The organism is Halohasta litorea (assembly GCF_024494645.1).
Taxonomy (GTDB): domain Archaea; phylum Halobacteriota; class Halobacteria; order Halobacteriales; family Haloferacaceae; genus Halohasta; species Halohasta litorea.
The window spans coordinates 327871-342288 of sequence record NZ_JANHDJ010000004.1 but is presented as its reverse complement, the minus strand read 5'-3'; the positions used below and the strand labels follow the sequence as shown (position 1 = coordinate 342288).

The window sequence follows — 14418 nt, the reverse complement described above, 5'->3', positions numbered from 1 at the left end:
CTGGAGGGAAAAAGCGCTCGGCTCGCGGTGGGCGTTACTCGTCGTCGTCGGCCTCACCCTCGACGGCTTCGAGGTCGTCTTCGGGAACGCCGGTCTCCTGGCCCTCCTCGAAACTGATCGTGTAGGTCGCATCGCCGAACATGTTCTCGACGACCTGCGTGATCGTTCCCGTCTCGCCGTCGTACTCGCTGTGTTTGTCGTGCAGCACGGCCTCGTCGTCTTTCTCGAAGCTCATGACCACACGTTCCGCTACCACGGATAAAAACGCGTGGATTCGTCGGCTTTCGACCGCGAGATAACTGAAACAGCCCTTTACATCTCCCGAACCCATTTTTAATAGACGCGCTGAGTGTCACCCATACTGATGGATTCTCACACGCGCCGACGGGTTCTGGCTGTCGCCGCAGCCGCTGTAGGCGGGGTGGCTGGCTGTCTCAGCTCCGAGAGCAGTTCGAGCGAGTCACACTCCAGGACCGACGGACCGGGCCGAACCATCCCCGACGAACAGACCACGACAGCGCCGCCGACGCTGTTCCGTCGCACCGACTCGGCACAGCCACCGATCCGCCTCCCTGAAACCGATTCGAGTGAGGATGAGACCCCATCACCGATCCGCGAGCACTACCCACGGACGACGCTCGTCGACTCCGCCTCGATGGCCGACCGGCTGGTCGACGACGCAGGTGGAGACAGCAGCGACGACACCGACCTCGCGTCGTTCGTCTCGGCGACGGATTTCGACGCCGAGAGCCTGTACCTCGAAACGAGACAGGTCGACCAGTGTTTTCGGCTCTCGCTTTGTTATCTCAGCTGGCAGGACAACGAGATCCGGACGGACTACGGCCGGGTGCTCCGCCCTTACGATGAACAGTGTACGGCCGAGGCGACTGCCTTCGAATCGCGGCTCTTCCGGCTGCCGGTCGCACTCGATGCGGACGAGATCAGTGGATACGGGTCGAGTACGAGCAGCAGTCGGTGTTACCCGGCCGAACGTCGGAGCAACAGCAGCCGCATGAACCAGTCGACTGAGCCAGTGCCACGAATGAACAGCAGTTCGTCGTCCCTAGACGGGAGTGGACTGCTATGACCGACCCCTCAACGACCCGACGGGGCGTACTGACGGTCGCGGGGGCGACGCTGCTGGCGGGCTGTAGCGCCCTCGATGGCGACAGAAATAATGAAGACGAGACGATCAGCGCGCTTCGGCTCCGTGAGATCGTTCCCGACGATGCTGCCGACCCGATCGTGGCAGACACCCTCCCGATCGACATCGAGCAGTCCACGCTCGCCGCCTCGGCACAGCGGGTCGACGAGCTGCTCGCCGATCTCCCCATCCCGTTCGGTCCCGAAAGCGTGCCGAACGGCCACATTCGGCAGCGACTCACCGAGGCCGCCAGCGAGGCGACAGACCACGTTGCCGCGGCCCGCACCGCACCCAGCCGACTCGTGGCGCTCACCGAACTCCGCCACGCACGGTCGGAGGCCCGGTATGCGGCCGCTGGCTGGGCGTTCGTCGACCGCGGGTTGACCGAAGCGGAACTGCGGAGCGAACTCCAGGAGATCGTCGGTGAGGCCGAGTCGTTCCGCACTGACTTCGCGTATTCCGGTTCCGATCCCGTCACGGCCGCGCTGGTCTACGGGCAGGCCGAACGCCTACTCGATTCGGTGCTCGAAGATGGTCGCACGCCGAACAACTGGGAGTCGAGCCGATTGCTGACCGTCGCCGCGTGGGGCGACCACGTCGAATCGGCCCGGACACAGCTCGACGACGCCCGCTATCTGTACGATCGGTATCAGTCGACGCTGCCGGACGACGCCGGATCGGTCGACGAGACGCTGTCGGCGGCTACCGAGACGCTCCGAACCGACATACAGCGCCGACAGAAGGACATCCCACCGGAGCCCGACGGCGACGACCGGCTTCGCTGGCGGCTCTGGGACGACCTGCGAGACGACGCCGACGTGAACACCGAACGGGTCTACGACCCCATCGGTCCGGCCAGCGGGCTGCTGGCGGCGACCGAGGGGCTCACGGCGCTGCTGGCCGCCGACCGGCTCGGCGACCGATTCGACGAGGGGATCGACCGTCCCGAGACGACCGCCGACGTTCGAGCCGCCCGCACCGCCGCAGTCGACGCGATCACTACCGCACTCGATGAAAGTCCGCGCGCCGACCTCTCGCGGCCGATGCTCGCCGACGCCGCGCGGTCGGTCAGCTTTGCCGACGACCGTCTGAGACAGTCAAGCGGCGACGTCCGATCCGCACAGCTCGATCATCCGATCGTCGAGTATACCGCGGCAACTCTGCGAGCACGGAGCGTCCCGGCCGCGTGTGAAACGGTTCTCGATGCACTCGACAGTTAAAGAGAGGTTGTCGATCTGACAGCCGAAACCGTCCGTCGGTCGACAGCTCGAATCGAGTGCCGGATACGGAGCGTCAGTCGGCGTTTTTCGCAACCAGATGGTAGGGTCGCTGGGAGATGGCCTTCCGGAGTTCGCTCAACGACTCCTTCCCCTCGTTTCGCATCGCGCCCATCACCGCGAAGACCTCCTGGCGGGAGACCTTCACGCCGCGTTCGGTCAGCGCGTCCTCGGGGTTGGCGGTGAGTTCCCGCAGGGTGCCGACCGCCAGCAGGAACGGCACGCCCCACGCGGCCAGCGTGTTGCCGTGGCGGAGCGGCATCGCCTTGAGGTACCCCTCGGCATCGGTGAGGAACGACTGGGCGTGGCTGGCGGTCCGGCCCACGACCTCGGCGGCCTCCTCGCGGTTTTCGGGTTCGACGACGGCCTCCTGGTCGATCCCTTTGTCGGCCAACCACTCGGCGGGGAGATAGACGTTGTTCTCCTCGGTGTAGTCGTCATAGACGTCCTTCGAGATGTTCACCAACTGCAACAGCAGGCCGAACTCGACGGCCGTGTCGTAGAGCCGCTGGCGGCGGTCGGCGGCGATCTCGCCGCGGGTCAGCAGGTTCGTGATGAGGTTGCCGACCGTCCCGGCGGCGTAGTAGCAGTACTCTTCGAGCTCGTCGCGGCTGTCGATCCGGAGCCCGCCAGCGTTGGCGTGGCGGTCGACGAACATCGCCATCCCCTCGACCAGCTCACGGACCGGCGGGATGATGGCCTCCTGGACATCGGCGGGAAGCTGCTCGAAGGTCGCAATCACTCGTGGGGCCTCGGCGACGACCCGCCAGTCGGCCGACCGCTCGTCGGCCTCGGGGAGCCACCCGTCGACGGCGGCCCGAAACGCCTCGATATCGGTCTCGCTGTCCGGATCGAGGGCCTCGTCGTAGGTTCGGAGTAGCGCGGCCTGCGGCTCCGGCGGGATGTGGCCCGCGTCCTCGATGGTGTCGGCGACCCGGCAGAGCAGATAGCCCAAACAGATGTGATCCGACATCGGTTCATCCAACACGTCGATAGTCAGCGCAAACGTCCGAGAGACCCCCTGGACCGTCTCGTGGCACCATGCGAGATCAGCCTCGTGGTCCACACCGGGAGGTCGAGATTCGTGTCCCGTCATTCAAGTACCGGTACATAGGGTATGAGGCATAAAAAGTCTCTTGGGGTGAACCGACGACCCACGTCGGGTCCGAGACGACAGAACCCCAAATCATACATCATTGTTCGTTTACAAACTGCCCGATTCGGCCCGCCAGTTCGGCGCGGACCGCCCCGCGGTCGAGGCTCGTCTCGAAGCGCCGCGGATCGAGTTCGCGGAACGCCGAATCGAGCGTCCGCTCCAGGAGAGCCTCGACGGTCACCGGCTGACCCACCTCGCGCAGCCGCTCGCTCAACCGTGTGAGTCGTCGGTGACTCCCGTAGCGGTCGGCGAGGTCGGCCGCGGTTGTCTTTTCCAGCGCTTCCGGATCGCTGGCGTCAGCCATCTGGACCGTGGGATTCGGGAGCCGTCCGCGGTGGCCCGACTTGTCGCGGACCACCACGCCCGCCGCCGGGCCGTCGTACCACGCCGAGTCGGGAATCCGGTAGCTGGCGGGGTCGAAATCACGCGCCCGAAGCTCCTGATCGATCGGATTGACGGCCGCGAGACCGAGCCGCTCGAAGATCCCGTCGACCGCATCCGGCGGGCGGAACCGCTCCGTCTCGGCCGACCAAATGTCGGTCCCCAGAAACGAGGGTGTCCGCGCCCAGTCGTACTCGAGGCCCCGATACTGCATCGCTTCCCCGAAAAAGGTGATCGCCTCCACATCCTTGAGGGCCGCCCGGAGCGCCTCACGGTCGAGGGTCTCCTGGATATGCCGAACCACGTGGCGGTACTGCGGCGGCAGCTCGTCGGGACTCCCGTAGACGCGGTTGGCGTCGCCGAACTCGATGAGCCCCGATTCGCGGAGCCGGAACCGCAGCGGCGCGCCAGCCACCGCTTCGAGCAGCCACAGGTGGCCCGACTCCAGGAGCGCGTCGGGAGCATCGTCGACGTGGGGAACGGGTGGAAACGGATGCATCGGATTGCTGGTCTACCTGACCGGTCGCGTCGTGGACAATTATGTGTTGTGCGCCCCTCAGTGCGAGTAGATGCTTCCTCGACTGCCGGATTCCGACCTCGACGACTCGCTCCGGGACGGTGTCGACGGCCTCGTCGCTGCTGCCGATGGCGATGCGGAGCCGCCGACGATCGTCTCGATCAGCGATATCCATGGCTATCTCGACGATGCCCGAAGCGCGCTGTTGACACTCGCCGATCACCCCGATTACCCGCCGGTCGTGGTCGAGGACGACGACGGACGGCTCCATTGGGCCGACGAGAACTACGTCCTCGTTTTCAACGGCGATCTGGTCGACCGCGGCCCGGCCAACGAGGGCGTCCTCGAACTCGTCGCCCGACTCACCGCGGAGGCCCCGCCCGGCCGCGTACGAGTCACTCTCGGCAACCACGAGGCGCTGGTGCTGTCGCCCGACCAGTTCGGCTTCGATGAGTGGTTCTCCGGACAGGTCGACGATGCTGCCCGCCGCCGACTCTGCGAGGCGATCATCGACGGCCACATCGTCGCCGCGTATACGGGACACAGAGTCACCTACGCCCACGCCGGGGCCGACGAGCCCTACGACGTCACCGCGGCAACCGAGTCGCTCGTCGCCGCCGCCGAAACGCTCCAGGAGGCAATCGGGACCGACGAGGATCGAGCGATGCAGGAACGACTGATAACGGAGTTCCCGGCGGTGTTGGGCATCGGCCGGAACCATTTGAAAGGCCCCGAGGCCGGACTGGTGTGGCTCCATTTCGACCATCTGTCGGCCGACGCACCCCCGCAGGTCGTCGGTCACACCCGCCACGACACACCGACGACGAAGGGCCGGGTTCACTGTCAGAACGTGCTTCGAAACAACCTCGACTCCCCGTCCACAGGCAGTCGGGGAGACCCCGACGAGACCACCGCCACCGGAGGTGGTGAGGCCGTCTTCGTCGAGACGCCGGAGACGCTTTCTGCGCTGATCCGACAGCCCGATGGCAGCGTCGAGAGGCGGCCGAGTCCTTTTAAATAACCCACAGCCGCCCGAATCAAAATATCAAAACTGAATTCCCACACTACAGGTATAAATACCGGTTGTGGTTTTATGCGCATATGACTGATTACGCGGCGATGTTCGGCCGGGGAGGATTCAACGACCGGGTCGATGTCGAGTCGCTCGTCCGGGATATCGGTCTCGACGGCGAGGAGATCGCCTGGCGGAAGGATTTCGTCGACTTCGACGAGGAAGATGCCGAGCGACTGGCGGCGCTCGAATCGCTGTTCGAAGCACACACCGAGGAGATCGCCGAGCTGTTCTACGAGAACCTCACCCAGTACGACGATACGGTCGAGGTCATCGGCCGATCGTCGAAGAATGTCGAGGCGCTCAAACAGACTCAAAAGGCGTACTTCGCAACGCTCGCCGGCGGCAACTACGACCAGCAGTACTTCAACAACCGCGCTCGCATCGGCAAGCTCCACGACATCCTGGAGATGCCGATGAAACACTACATCGGCCAGTACGGCGTCTACTACGACCTCATCCTCCCGCTTTTGACCGAGCAGGCGACCAACCGACTGAGCGAACGCTTGCGGTCGGCGCTGGGCGATGCCGCCACCGACGGGGGAACCGCAGCCGTCAAGAACGGCAGCGACGAGCCACTGGCGGCCGTCGACGAGATCGTCGCCGAGGAGATCGACGAGCTGCGGGCCGACATCACGTCGGTCCTCCGGATCATCAACCTCGATATGCAGGTCGTCGCCGACACCTACATCCACTCCTACAGCCAGCGACTCGAAACGGAGGTCGAGCGCCGCGAGCAGCTGGCCCGCGAGGTCGAAGAGGATCTCGAAACGCCGATGGCCGAACTCCAGCGCTCCTCTGACGACGTCGCCCAGTCCTCCCAGGAGATCTCGACGCTCGCCGACGAGCAGTCCGGCCGGGTCCAATCGATCGCCAGCGAGGTCTCGAACATGAGCGCGACCGTCGAGGAGATCGCCTCCAGCGCCACCGAGGTCGAAGGGAACAGCCAGCGCGCCCAAGAGCTGGCCGAGGACGGCCAAGACGCCGCCGACGACGCGATGGGCGTCATGGACGATGTCGGCGACGCCGTCGCGGAGGTCTCGACCGATGTCGACGAACTCCAAGCCCGCGTCAGCGAGATCAATTCCGTCGTCGAGGTGATCAACGATATCGCCGAACAGACCAACATCCTCGCGCTGAACGCCTCGATCGAGGCCGCCCGCGCGGGCGAAGCCGGATCGGGCTTCGCAGTCGTCGCCGATGAGGTGAAATCCCTGGCGAGCGACTCCCAGGAGCGCGCCCAGGAGATCGAGGACCTCGTGGCGGCCATCGAGAGCGACACCGAACAGACCGTCGAGAGCCTCGATCAGACGACCGAAGAGATCGAACGCGGCGTCGAACGCGTCGACGAGGCGATGACACTTCTCGACGACATCGCCACCGCAGTCGAGGAGACCGCCCACGGGATCAGAGAGGTCTCGGATGCGACCGACCAGCAGGCCGCCAGCTCCGAGGAGGTCGCCAGTATGCTCGACGACCTCGTCGACCGGGCCGACACCGTCGCCGAGGAGGCCGAGGAGATCGCCGCCGCCAACGAACAGCAGGCCGAAACGATCGACGAGATCTCCCAGACGGTCCGGCGACTCACCGAGTAGTCCAAAAACATCGATCCGCACAATTGCGGACCGGACGTCCATTCCCAATTCCCTTGAGGAGGGCGCATGCCGCACCTCAACCGCGGTGGCCATCCGCCGAACGGCTGGCGTCTCGCGTACTGAATAATTTATAGGGACCTATAAAAACCCTCGCTATAGTAACCTATTTATACACCATGAATCGAACCCTGCGAGTCACCCGAGCCGACGGAGCGCACGCGAAATGACAACCGTCAGCGCACCCGGGAAAGTCTATCTCTTCGGCGAGCACGCGGTCGTCTACGGCGAGCCAGCGGTGCCGTGTGCCATCGAGAAACGTGCCACCGTGACCGCCGAGCCACGCGAGGACGACCACGTCCGCGTCGAGGCGGCGGATCTCTCCCTCGACGGGTTCGTCGTCGAGTACGCCGGAGCGACGACCGACCGACCGGACGTCGACGTGCCCCAACCCTTGCTGGACGCCGCGATGGGCTACATCGACGCGGCGGTCCAGGAGGCCCGTGAGGCAGCCGATGCCCCCGAGGCGGGGTTTGATATCACCGTCGAAAGCGAGATCCCGCTCGGGGCAGGACTCGGCTCCTCGGCGGCCGTCGTCGTCGCCGGGATCGACGCTGCAACGCGCGCACTGGGCGAACCGCTCGATCGTCGCGAGCTGGCCGACCGCGCGTATCAGGCCGAGTTCGAGGTCCAGGACGGCCAAGCATCACGAGCCGACACCTTCTGTTCGACGATGGGCGGGGCGGTCCGCGTCGCTGGCGACGACTGCACGGAACTGACGACGCCCACGCTCCCCTTTGTCGTCGGGTTCGACGGTGGTGCGGGCGACACCGGGAAACTCGTCGCCGACGTGCGGGCGCTGCGAGATCGCTACGAGTTCGCCGCCGACACGGTCGAAGCCATCGGCGATATCGTGGCGACCGGCGAGGAGTTACTGCGGGAGGCCGACCCCGACGCCGAGCCGAGCGACGACCTGGTTTCGGAACTCGGCGATCTCATGAACATCAACCACGGCCTGCTGTCGGCCCTGGGCGTCTCTTCGCGATCACTGGATACGATGGTGTGGGCCGCCCGCGAGGCCGGAGCCGAGGGCGCGAAGCTGACCGGCGCGGGCGGCGGCGGCTGTATCGTCGCCCTCGACCGCACCGAGGAAACCCAGACCAGCCTCAAATACACGCCCGGCTGTGAGGACTCCTTCCGCGCCGAACTCGCCACCGAGGGCGTCCGCGTCGAGGAGGGCGAAGCCGAGAGATGACCGGCACAGACTCCGATCTCGTCGTCCTCAAACTCGGCGGCAGCGTCATCACTGATAAAGATTCGCCGGAGACAGTCGACGACGAGGCTTTACATCGTGTCCTGGACGCGGTCGCCTCGACAAGTAAAAGCGAAGACGGTCGGCTCGTCGTTGTCCACGGCGGCGGGAGTTTCGGCCACGTCCACGCGGCCGACCACGGTGTGTCGACGACCACCGGCACCTCGGATGCGGCGGCCGCAACCGCGATCCACGGCGCGATGAAGCGGCTCAACGGTGTGGTGGTCGACCGCCTCCAGGAGCGCGGCGTGGCCGCCCTCCCCGTCCATCCGCTGTCGGTCGCCGCGCGTGACGCCGAGGGAGTGCTGTCGTTGCCAGCCGGGGCCACGGAGGGGCTCCTGGAGGAAGGCTTCGTCCCGGTCCTCCACGGGGACGTGATCGCCCACGCAAATGAGGGCGTCACGGTTCTCAGCGGCGACGAGATCGTGACCAGCCTCGCCGACTCGCTGGGAGCGAGTCGCGTCGGCCTCTGTTCGACCGTGCCGGGCGTGCTCGACGAGCACGACGCGGTGATCGAAGAGGTCCGATCCTTCGAGGACGTCGCGTCGGTCCTCGGCGACAGCGAGTCGACAGATGTCAGCGGCGGGATGGCCGGGAAGGTCCAGGAACTCCTTGATCTGGGTGCACCAGCCCACATTTTCGGCCCCGATGCGGTTGGAGACTTTTTAACTGGCGAGCGGGCCGGGACGCTGGTCGACGGTCGATAACGCCACAAAAACCTTATAAACGGTTTTCGGACGCTCCACGATCGGCTCCCTCAGGACGACAGTTCTGTCTCTATCCCATAAGGTATTCACCGACGGAAATTCAGGCGTTCCTGTGAACAAACGCCTCCAGACGATCGGTCTCGTGCTGATCGTCGTACTCGCGGGCTGTAGCGGAGCACCCGCGGCGGACGGACCCGACGCGGACAACGGAACGAGTATCGAAAACGACACCGCCGGGGCGACGGATGTGACACAGTCCCTCGGAATCACCGTCGACGAAACGACGACCGGTGACGAACTGAACGAGATCGGAGCCACCTATCCCCGAGACGAGTTCGTCGTCGACGCGGCCCAACACGACGAAATCGAGATCGGCGTCGACTCCGACGGGGACGGAACCACCGAACGCACGTTCAACGAAACCCACATCAGTGGCGTCAACAACAACGCCTACTCCTTCGATATCTCCCTTGAGTCGGGCTATACGCTCCAGTCAGGTGATGTCGTCACCGTTGAGTATCCTGCTATCGATAACCCCTCGGAGCCGGGAGAGTACACGGTCGAACTGCGATTGAACGACCGCCAGACCGCCAACGCAACGGCCGTCATTGAGTAGCTGGCATCCCTGTTTGCGTACGCGGACCAAATCCTTATTCAGCGGTCGCGCCGACCTACGGGCATGAACGACGATGCCGTGTTCGAACTGCTGTCGACGGTCGAGGACCCGGATCTCGGTGATGATATCGTCTCGCTGGGGCTGGTCAACGCGGTCGACGCAGACGGCGACGAGGTCAACGTCTCGCTTGCCCTCGGTGCCCCCTACGCACCGCACGAATCGAAGATCGCCAACGATGTGCGGGAGGTCTTCGCCGAGGAAGCCCCCGACATCGACCTCTCGATCAGTGCGGGCCTCCCCAAATCGCTGGGGTCGGACGACGAGGTGCTGCCGAACGTCAAAAACATCATCGCCGTCGCCTCCGGCAAGGGCGGGGTCGGCAAGTCGACGGTCGCAGTCAACCTCGCGGCGGGGCTCTCCCAACTCGGCGCGCGCGTCGGCCTCTTCGATGCCGATATCTACGGCCCGAACGTCCCCCGGATGGTCAAAAGCAACGAGGGCCCCGAGGCCACCGAGGACAAGACACTGATCCCGCCGGAGCGCTACGGCATGAAACTGATGAGCATGGACTTTCTCGTCGGCGAGGACGACCCCGTGATCTGGCGGGGGCCGATGGTCCACAAAATTCTGACCCAGCTAGTCGACGACGTCGACTGGGGCCAACTCGACTACCTCGTCCTGGATCTCCCACCGGGAACCGGCGACACCCAACTGACCGTCCTCCAGACGCTCCCCCTCACTGGTGCAGTCATCGTCACCACGCCTCAACAGGTCGCCCTCGACGACGCCGTCAAGGGACTGCGGATGTTCGGCCAGCACGAAACGCCCGTCCTGGGGATCGCCGAAAACATGTCCGAGTTCCGGTGTCCCGACTGCGGCGGTCGACACGATATCTTCGGCAGCGGCGGCGGCCGGTCGCTCGCCGACGACGAGGACCTCCCGTTCCTCGGGGCGATCCCGCTCGATCCAGCCGTCCGGGCCGGGGGCGACGGCGGCGAACCGGTCGTCCTGGACGAGGGCGAGACGGCCGACGCCTTCCGGACCCTGACCGAGAACGTCGCCAACAACGTCGGAGTCATTCGCCGCCGCCACGTGCAGACGGTGAACTCACGGTGAGACCGACAGTCACGAAATCGAATAACAAGAGACACATACCAGCAGGCAATCACTACGTGTAGATGTACTCGTGGGTTAGTCGACGATTGGGACGGACGTACGAGCGGCTCCTCCACCGCGAGATCGGCGACGGGCCGACACACGTCGCAATCATCCAGGATGGCAACCGGCGCTACGCCCGCAAACAGGGCGAGGACGCACCCGACGGCCACCGCGCCGGTGCCGAGACCTCCGAACAGGTCCTCGATTGGTGTGACGACGTCGATATCAAGGAGCTGACGCTGTATACGTTCTCGACCGAGAACTTCGACCGCCCCGCCGAGCAGAACGAACCCTTGTTCGATATGATCGCTTCCAAACTCCGGGAACTCGCCGACAGCGACCGGCTCCACGACCGGGAGGTCTGTATCCGGGCGATCGGCGAGATCGACCGGCTCCCCGACCGCGTCCAGGAGGCCATCGCCTACGCCGAGGCCGAGACGGCCGACTACGACAGCTTCCGGCTCAACATCGCCCTCGCGTATGGTGGCCGCAACGAACTCCTCCGGGCGGCCCGCGAGGTCACTGCGGCCGTCGGGGCTGGCGAGCTCGCGCCCGACGAAATCGACGTCGAAACCGTCGAATCCCACCTCTACCGCCAGCCGGTCCGGGACGTCGATCTCATCATCCGGACCGGCGGCGACGAACGGACCTCGAACTTCCTGCCGTGGCACGCCAACGGCAACGAAGCGGCGGTCTACTTCTGTGCACCCTACTGGCCGGAGTTCTCGAAGATCGATTTCCTCCGCGGCATCCGGACCTACGAGTCCCGCGAGCAGTCCTGGCAGCGAACCAAGGTCGACCGTGCGGTCACCCTCATGCGGGCGCTGGGGAGTCTCGAACTCGACGAAGCCAAACGCGTGGCCGGACGGCTCCGCGACCAGCTTCCGCAGGCCGGTGTGCAGGCCGTCGACGACGAACTCGAAACCCAGCGGTCGACCGAGATCGTCGGGCCCGACGAAACGGAAAATACCCCGGCGTCGTCGGCCGATTAGGGAGCGGCTACTCGCCGAACCGTCGCTGTCGATCCTCGTAGTCCAGGAGCGCCCGTAGATAGTCCCGCTTGCGGAAATCCCGCCAGTTGACATCCGTAAAGTAGAGTTCCGAGTAGACGGACTGCCAGATCATGAAATCCGAGAGCCGTTCGGCCCCGGTTTTGATAACGAGATCGGGCTCCTCGCGAAAGACGAGCCGGTCGTCGATATGCTCGGCCTCGATCTCTTCGGGAGCGAGCTCGCCCGCATCGACGGCGGCGGCGAGCTGGCGGACGGTTTCGGTGAACTCCCGTTTCCCGCCGAGGCCGATCGAGATCTGGATCGGCTCGTCGGCCTGTTCAGTGTCGTTGGGGGTTCTGACCGCCAGTGGGCGCGGAGCCGACAGCTCGGCGAGTTCCCGTCGAAGCGTCGGCACCACAGCTTCATCGAGGACGCTCACAGAGACGGTGATCCGCTCGGCCCCGTACTCGACGGCCCACTCGAAAAACGACGACAGCGTCCCGTAGGCCCCCTGTTCGAGCAGATCGCGCTCGGTGATGACGACCGCGACGTGTCGAGGGGGGTCCTGCGACCGACGGCGGAGACGGACGGAAAGATAGGTATCGTACAGCACTACCGGAGCCACACGCTACGGCCTAAAAAAGCTCGCTGTCACCGACTCACACGCCGTTTCGGGATGTCGGGACCGTTAAGTGTGTCTCGGAGATATCCCGTGGTGTGACAGACCGGCTCCGACGCGCTGGAGGGTTCGCCGCCGTCGCCAGCCTGGGGTTGGCGGCTCCGGTGCTCGGCCCGGCTTTGGTGGTCCCGTTCGCCCTGATCGGCCTCGCGGCGATAACGGTCAGCAGCGGTCCCGTATTCGAGTTGTTCGCCCGTCCCGGCGACTGGGAGGACGGCCGACTCAACGGGCTGGCTGGCTTTTCGCTCGCTGCGGCGGCCCTCGCGCTGTTGGCGACGATGCCACAGACGCCGCTGCCGGTTGGGATTTTCGTTGCGACTCTGCTGATCCTCGGCTTCGGTAACCTCGGTATGGAGGCCGTCCGCTCGCAGACGAGTCAACCGTTTCTGACGGTCGCTGGCTTCGTCGCCAGCGGCTTCGTGGCCGGAATCACCGGTCAGTTCCTCGTCGATCTTCAACTCGGGGGGAACACTGAGTGGTCGGTGATCACGTTTCTCGCGATTGTCGGTGCGCTGATCGCCGCCCTGCTCCGCGAACTCCTCTATGAGCGGGACGACCCGCTGGTGTTGCTCTCGGTCGGACTCGTAGTCTGGCTATTCGCCGAACTGGTCGGGACGGTGCCGCCGGTCGAACTGGTAGCGGCGCTGGTGGTCACTGTCGTCCTCGGGGCGGTCTCCTACGGACTGGGGACGGCTTCGGTGTCGGGGATGCTCACCGGCGTCCTGCTCGGCGTGCTGATGATCGTTCTCGGCGGCTTCGGCTGGTTTGCGGTCCTGATCGCGTTTTTCGGCATCGGTGGGCTCTCCTCGAAGTTCCGCTACGGCGACAAGGAACAGCGTGGTGTCGCCGAAGGCAACGACGGGGCTCGCGGCACCGGCAACGTGTTGGCGAACGCGGCGGTCGCACTCGTCGCCGTGTTGGGCTTCGCAATCGTCGAAGGCGAAGGCCCGCTGGCCGCCGCGTTTCTCTTCGCGTTCAGCGGCTCGCTGGCGACCGCGCTCGGCGACACGCTGTCGAGCGAGATCGGCGGCCTCTTCGACAGCCCACGGCTCATTACTACGCTCGAACGCGTCGACCCCGGTACCGACGGCGCGGTGACGTGGCAGGGCGAGCTAGCCGGGCTGGCTGGCGCGGGCATAACGGGCGTGCTCTCGATGGCTGTGCTTCCGCTGGGGGCGATGTGGGCTGCCGCGGCTGTCGTTGCCCTCGGCGGCTTCGTCGGGATGACCGTCGACAGCCTGCTGGGGGCGACACTCGAAGGCGGACGACTCGGCAACCAGTGGGTCAACTTCCTAGCCACACTGAGCGGTGGCCTGACAAGCACCGGCCTCGCGGTCTGGCTGCTCTGATGGCCCCACAGTCTCCACCCGTTCGTCCCGCCCGAGAGAACGATTCCGCCGCACTCCGGCGGCTCCAATCGCATCTCTCTGAGCCGAGCCCGACGCTGCTGTCGACGGCGATCGCCGAGCGATCGGATTCGGTTCCGATCCGAACCTCGCGGCTCCTGGTGAGTCCCGACAGCGACGACCGGCCGGTCGGCTACCTGCTCGCCGTCGGCGAGGGACCGATCCATATCGCGGAGCTTGCTGTCGATCCCGACCACCGCCGGGAACGGCGCGCGACTGCTCTTTTAAATAAAATCTGTGACAACACAACACATGCAGTGACGGTTCACGTCGCGGCGGAGAACGAGCCTGCCCGGTCGCTGTATCGGCGTGTTGGCTTCGTCGAAGCCGAGCGGTCGCCGGAGCTGTTCAAAGACAGCGAGGGCATAACGCTTCGGTATCCGTCGTTTAAAAGCGAGTAGGCGTCGAC

General features: G+C 65.3%; 15 protein-coding genes. 11 read left to right on the top strand and 4 right to left on the bottom strand.

Features of this window, described 5'->3' with window-relative positions:
• Positions 1-34: 34 nt before the first annotated feature.
• Complete coding sequence (locus NO877_RS12115) at positions 35-235, bottom strand: DUF1918 domain-containing protein (protein ID WP_256396600.1); 201 nt, start codon at positions 233-235, stop codon at positions 35-37.
• 129 nt (positions 236-364) lie between these two features.
• Here NO877_RS12115 and NO877_RS12110 point away from each other — a divergent pair, with 129 nt between their 5' ends.
• Both NO877_RS12110 and NO877_RS12105 read left to right on the top strand, forming a co-directional pair.
• A complete protein-coding gene (locus NO877_RS12110) occupies positions 365-1087 on the top strand; it encodes a hypothetical protein (protein ID WP_256396599.1) in 723 nt (240 codons plus the stop codon).
• Positions 1084-2364 carry a hypothetical protein gene (locus tag NO877_RS12105; RefSeq protein WP_256396598.1) on the top strand — a complete coding sequence of 427 codons (1281 nt, stop codon included), beginning with the start codon at positions 1084-1086 and terminating at the stop codon, positions 2362-2364. The genes NO877_RS12110 and NO877_RS12105 overlap by 4 nt, the downstream gene beginning before the upstream one ends.
• A 73-nt stretch (positions 2365-2437) precedes the next feature.
• Here the strand turns inward: NO877_RS12105 and NO877_RS12100 are convergent, their stop codons facing one another.
• A complete protein-coding gene (locus tag NO877_RS12100; protein WP_256396597.1) occupies positions 2438-3517 on the bottom strand; it encodes a phytoene/squalene synthase family protein in 1080 nt (359 codons plus the stop codon).
• A gap of 97 nt (positions 3518-3614) precedes the next feature.
• A complete protein-coding gene (locus NO877_RS12095; protein WP_256396596.1) occupies positions 3615-4457 on the bottom strand; it encodes a hypothetical protein in 843 nt (280 codons plus the stop codon).
• A gap of 70 nt (positions 4458-4527) precedes the next feature.
• Here NO877_RS12095 and NO877_RS12090 point away from each other — a divergent pair, with 70 nt between their 5' ends.
• The 7 genes from NO877_RS12090 to uppS all read left to right on the top strand — a co-directional run bounded on the left by NO877_RS12090 (position 4528) and on the right by uppS (position 11924).
• Positions 4528-5496 carry a metallophosphoesterase gene (locus tag NO877_RS12090; protein WP_256396595.1) on the top strand — a complete coding sequence of 323 codons (969 nt, stop codon included), beginning with the start codon at positions 4528-4530 and terminating at the stop codon, positions 5494-5496.
• 80 nt (positions 5497-5576) lie between these two features.
• The gene (locus NO877_RS12085) at positions 5577-7142 is read left to right on the top strand and encodes a globin-coupled sensor protein (RefSeq protein ID WP_256396594.1); all 1566 of its coding nucleotides are present in this window, start codon (positions 5577-5579) and stop codon (positions 7140-7142) included.
• Between the two features lie 223 nt (positions 7143-7365).
• Complete coding sequence (gene mvk / locus NO877_RS12080; protein WP_256396593.1) at positions 7366-8394, top strand: mevalonate kinase; 1029 nt, start codon at positions 7366-7368, stop codon at positions 8392-8394.
• Positions 8391-9158 carry an isopentenyl phosphate kinase gene (locus tag NO877_RS12075; protein WP_256396592.1) on the top strand — a complete coding sequence of 256 codons (768 nt, stop codon included), beginning with the start codon at positions 8391-8393 and terminating at the stop codon, positions 9156-9158. Before mvk ends, NO877_RS12075 begins: the two co-directional genes overlap by 4 nt.
• 112 nt (positions 9159-9270) lie before the next feature.
• On the top strand, positions 9271-9774 hold the full coding sequence (locus NO877_RS12070; RefSeq protein WP_256396591.1) for a hypothetical protein: 504 nt from the start codon (positions 9271-9273) through the stop codon (positions 9772-9774).
• A 63-nt stretch (positions 9775-9837) separates the two neighbouring features.
• Entirely contained in the window at positions 9838-10890 is a 1053-nt protein-coding gene (locus NO877_RS12065) for an Mrp/NBP35 family ATP-binding protein (protein WP_256396590.1), read from the top strand.
• A gap of 62 nt (positions 10891-10952) precedes the next feature.
• Entirely contained in the window at positions 10953-11924 is a 972-nt protein-coding gene (uppS, locus tag NO877_RS12060; protein ID WP_256396589.1) for a polyprenyl diphosphate synthase, read from the top strand.
• Positions 11925-11931: 7 nt separating this feature from the next.
• Here uppS and NO877_RS12055 read toward each other — a convergent pair whose 3' ends face one another.
• Positions 11932-12537 (bottom strand): undecaprenyl diphosphate synthase family protein, encoded by a 606-nt coding sequence (locus tag NO877_RS12055; RefSeq protein ID WP_256396588.1) that lies wholly within the window; start codon positions 12535-12537, stop codon positions 11932-11934.
• Positions 12538-12641: 104 nt separating this feature from the next.
• Here NO877_RS12055 and NO877_RS12050 point away from each other — a divergent pair, with 104 nt between their 5' ends.
• Together NO877_RS12050 and NO877_RS12045 are read left to right on the top strand one after the other, a co-directional pair.
• Positions 12642-13952, top strand: a complete 1311-nt coding sequence (locus NO877_RS12050) for a DUF92 domain-containing protein (RefSeq protein ID WP_256396587.1) — start codon at positions 12642-12644, stop codon at positions 13950-13952.
• Positions 13952-14410, top strand: a complete 459-nt coding sequence (locus tag NO877_RS12045; RefSeq protein ID WP_256396586.1) for a GNAT family N-acetyltransferase — start codon at positions 13952-13954, stop codon at positions 14408-14410. The genes NO877_RS12050 and NO877_RS12045 overlap by 1 nt, the downstream gene beginning before the upstream one ends.
• Positions 14411-14418: the final 8 nt, after the last annotated feature.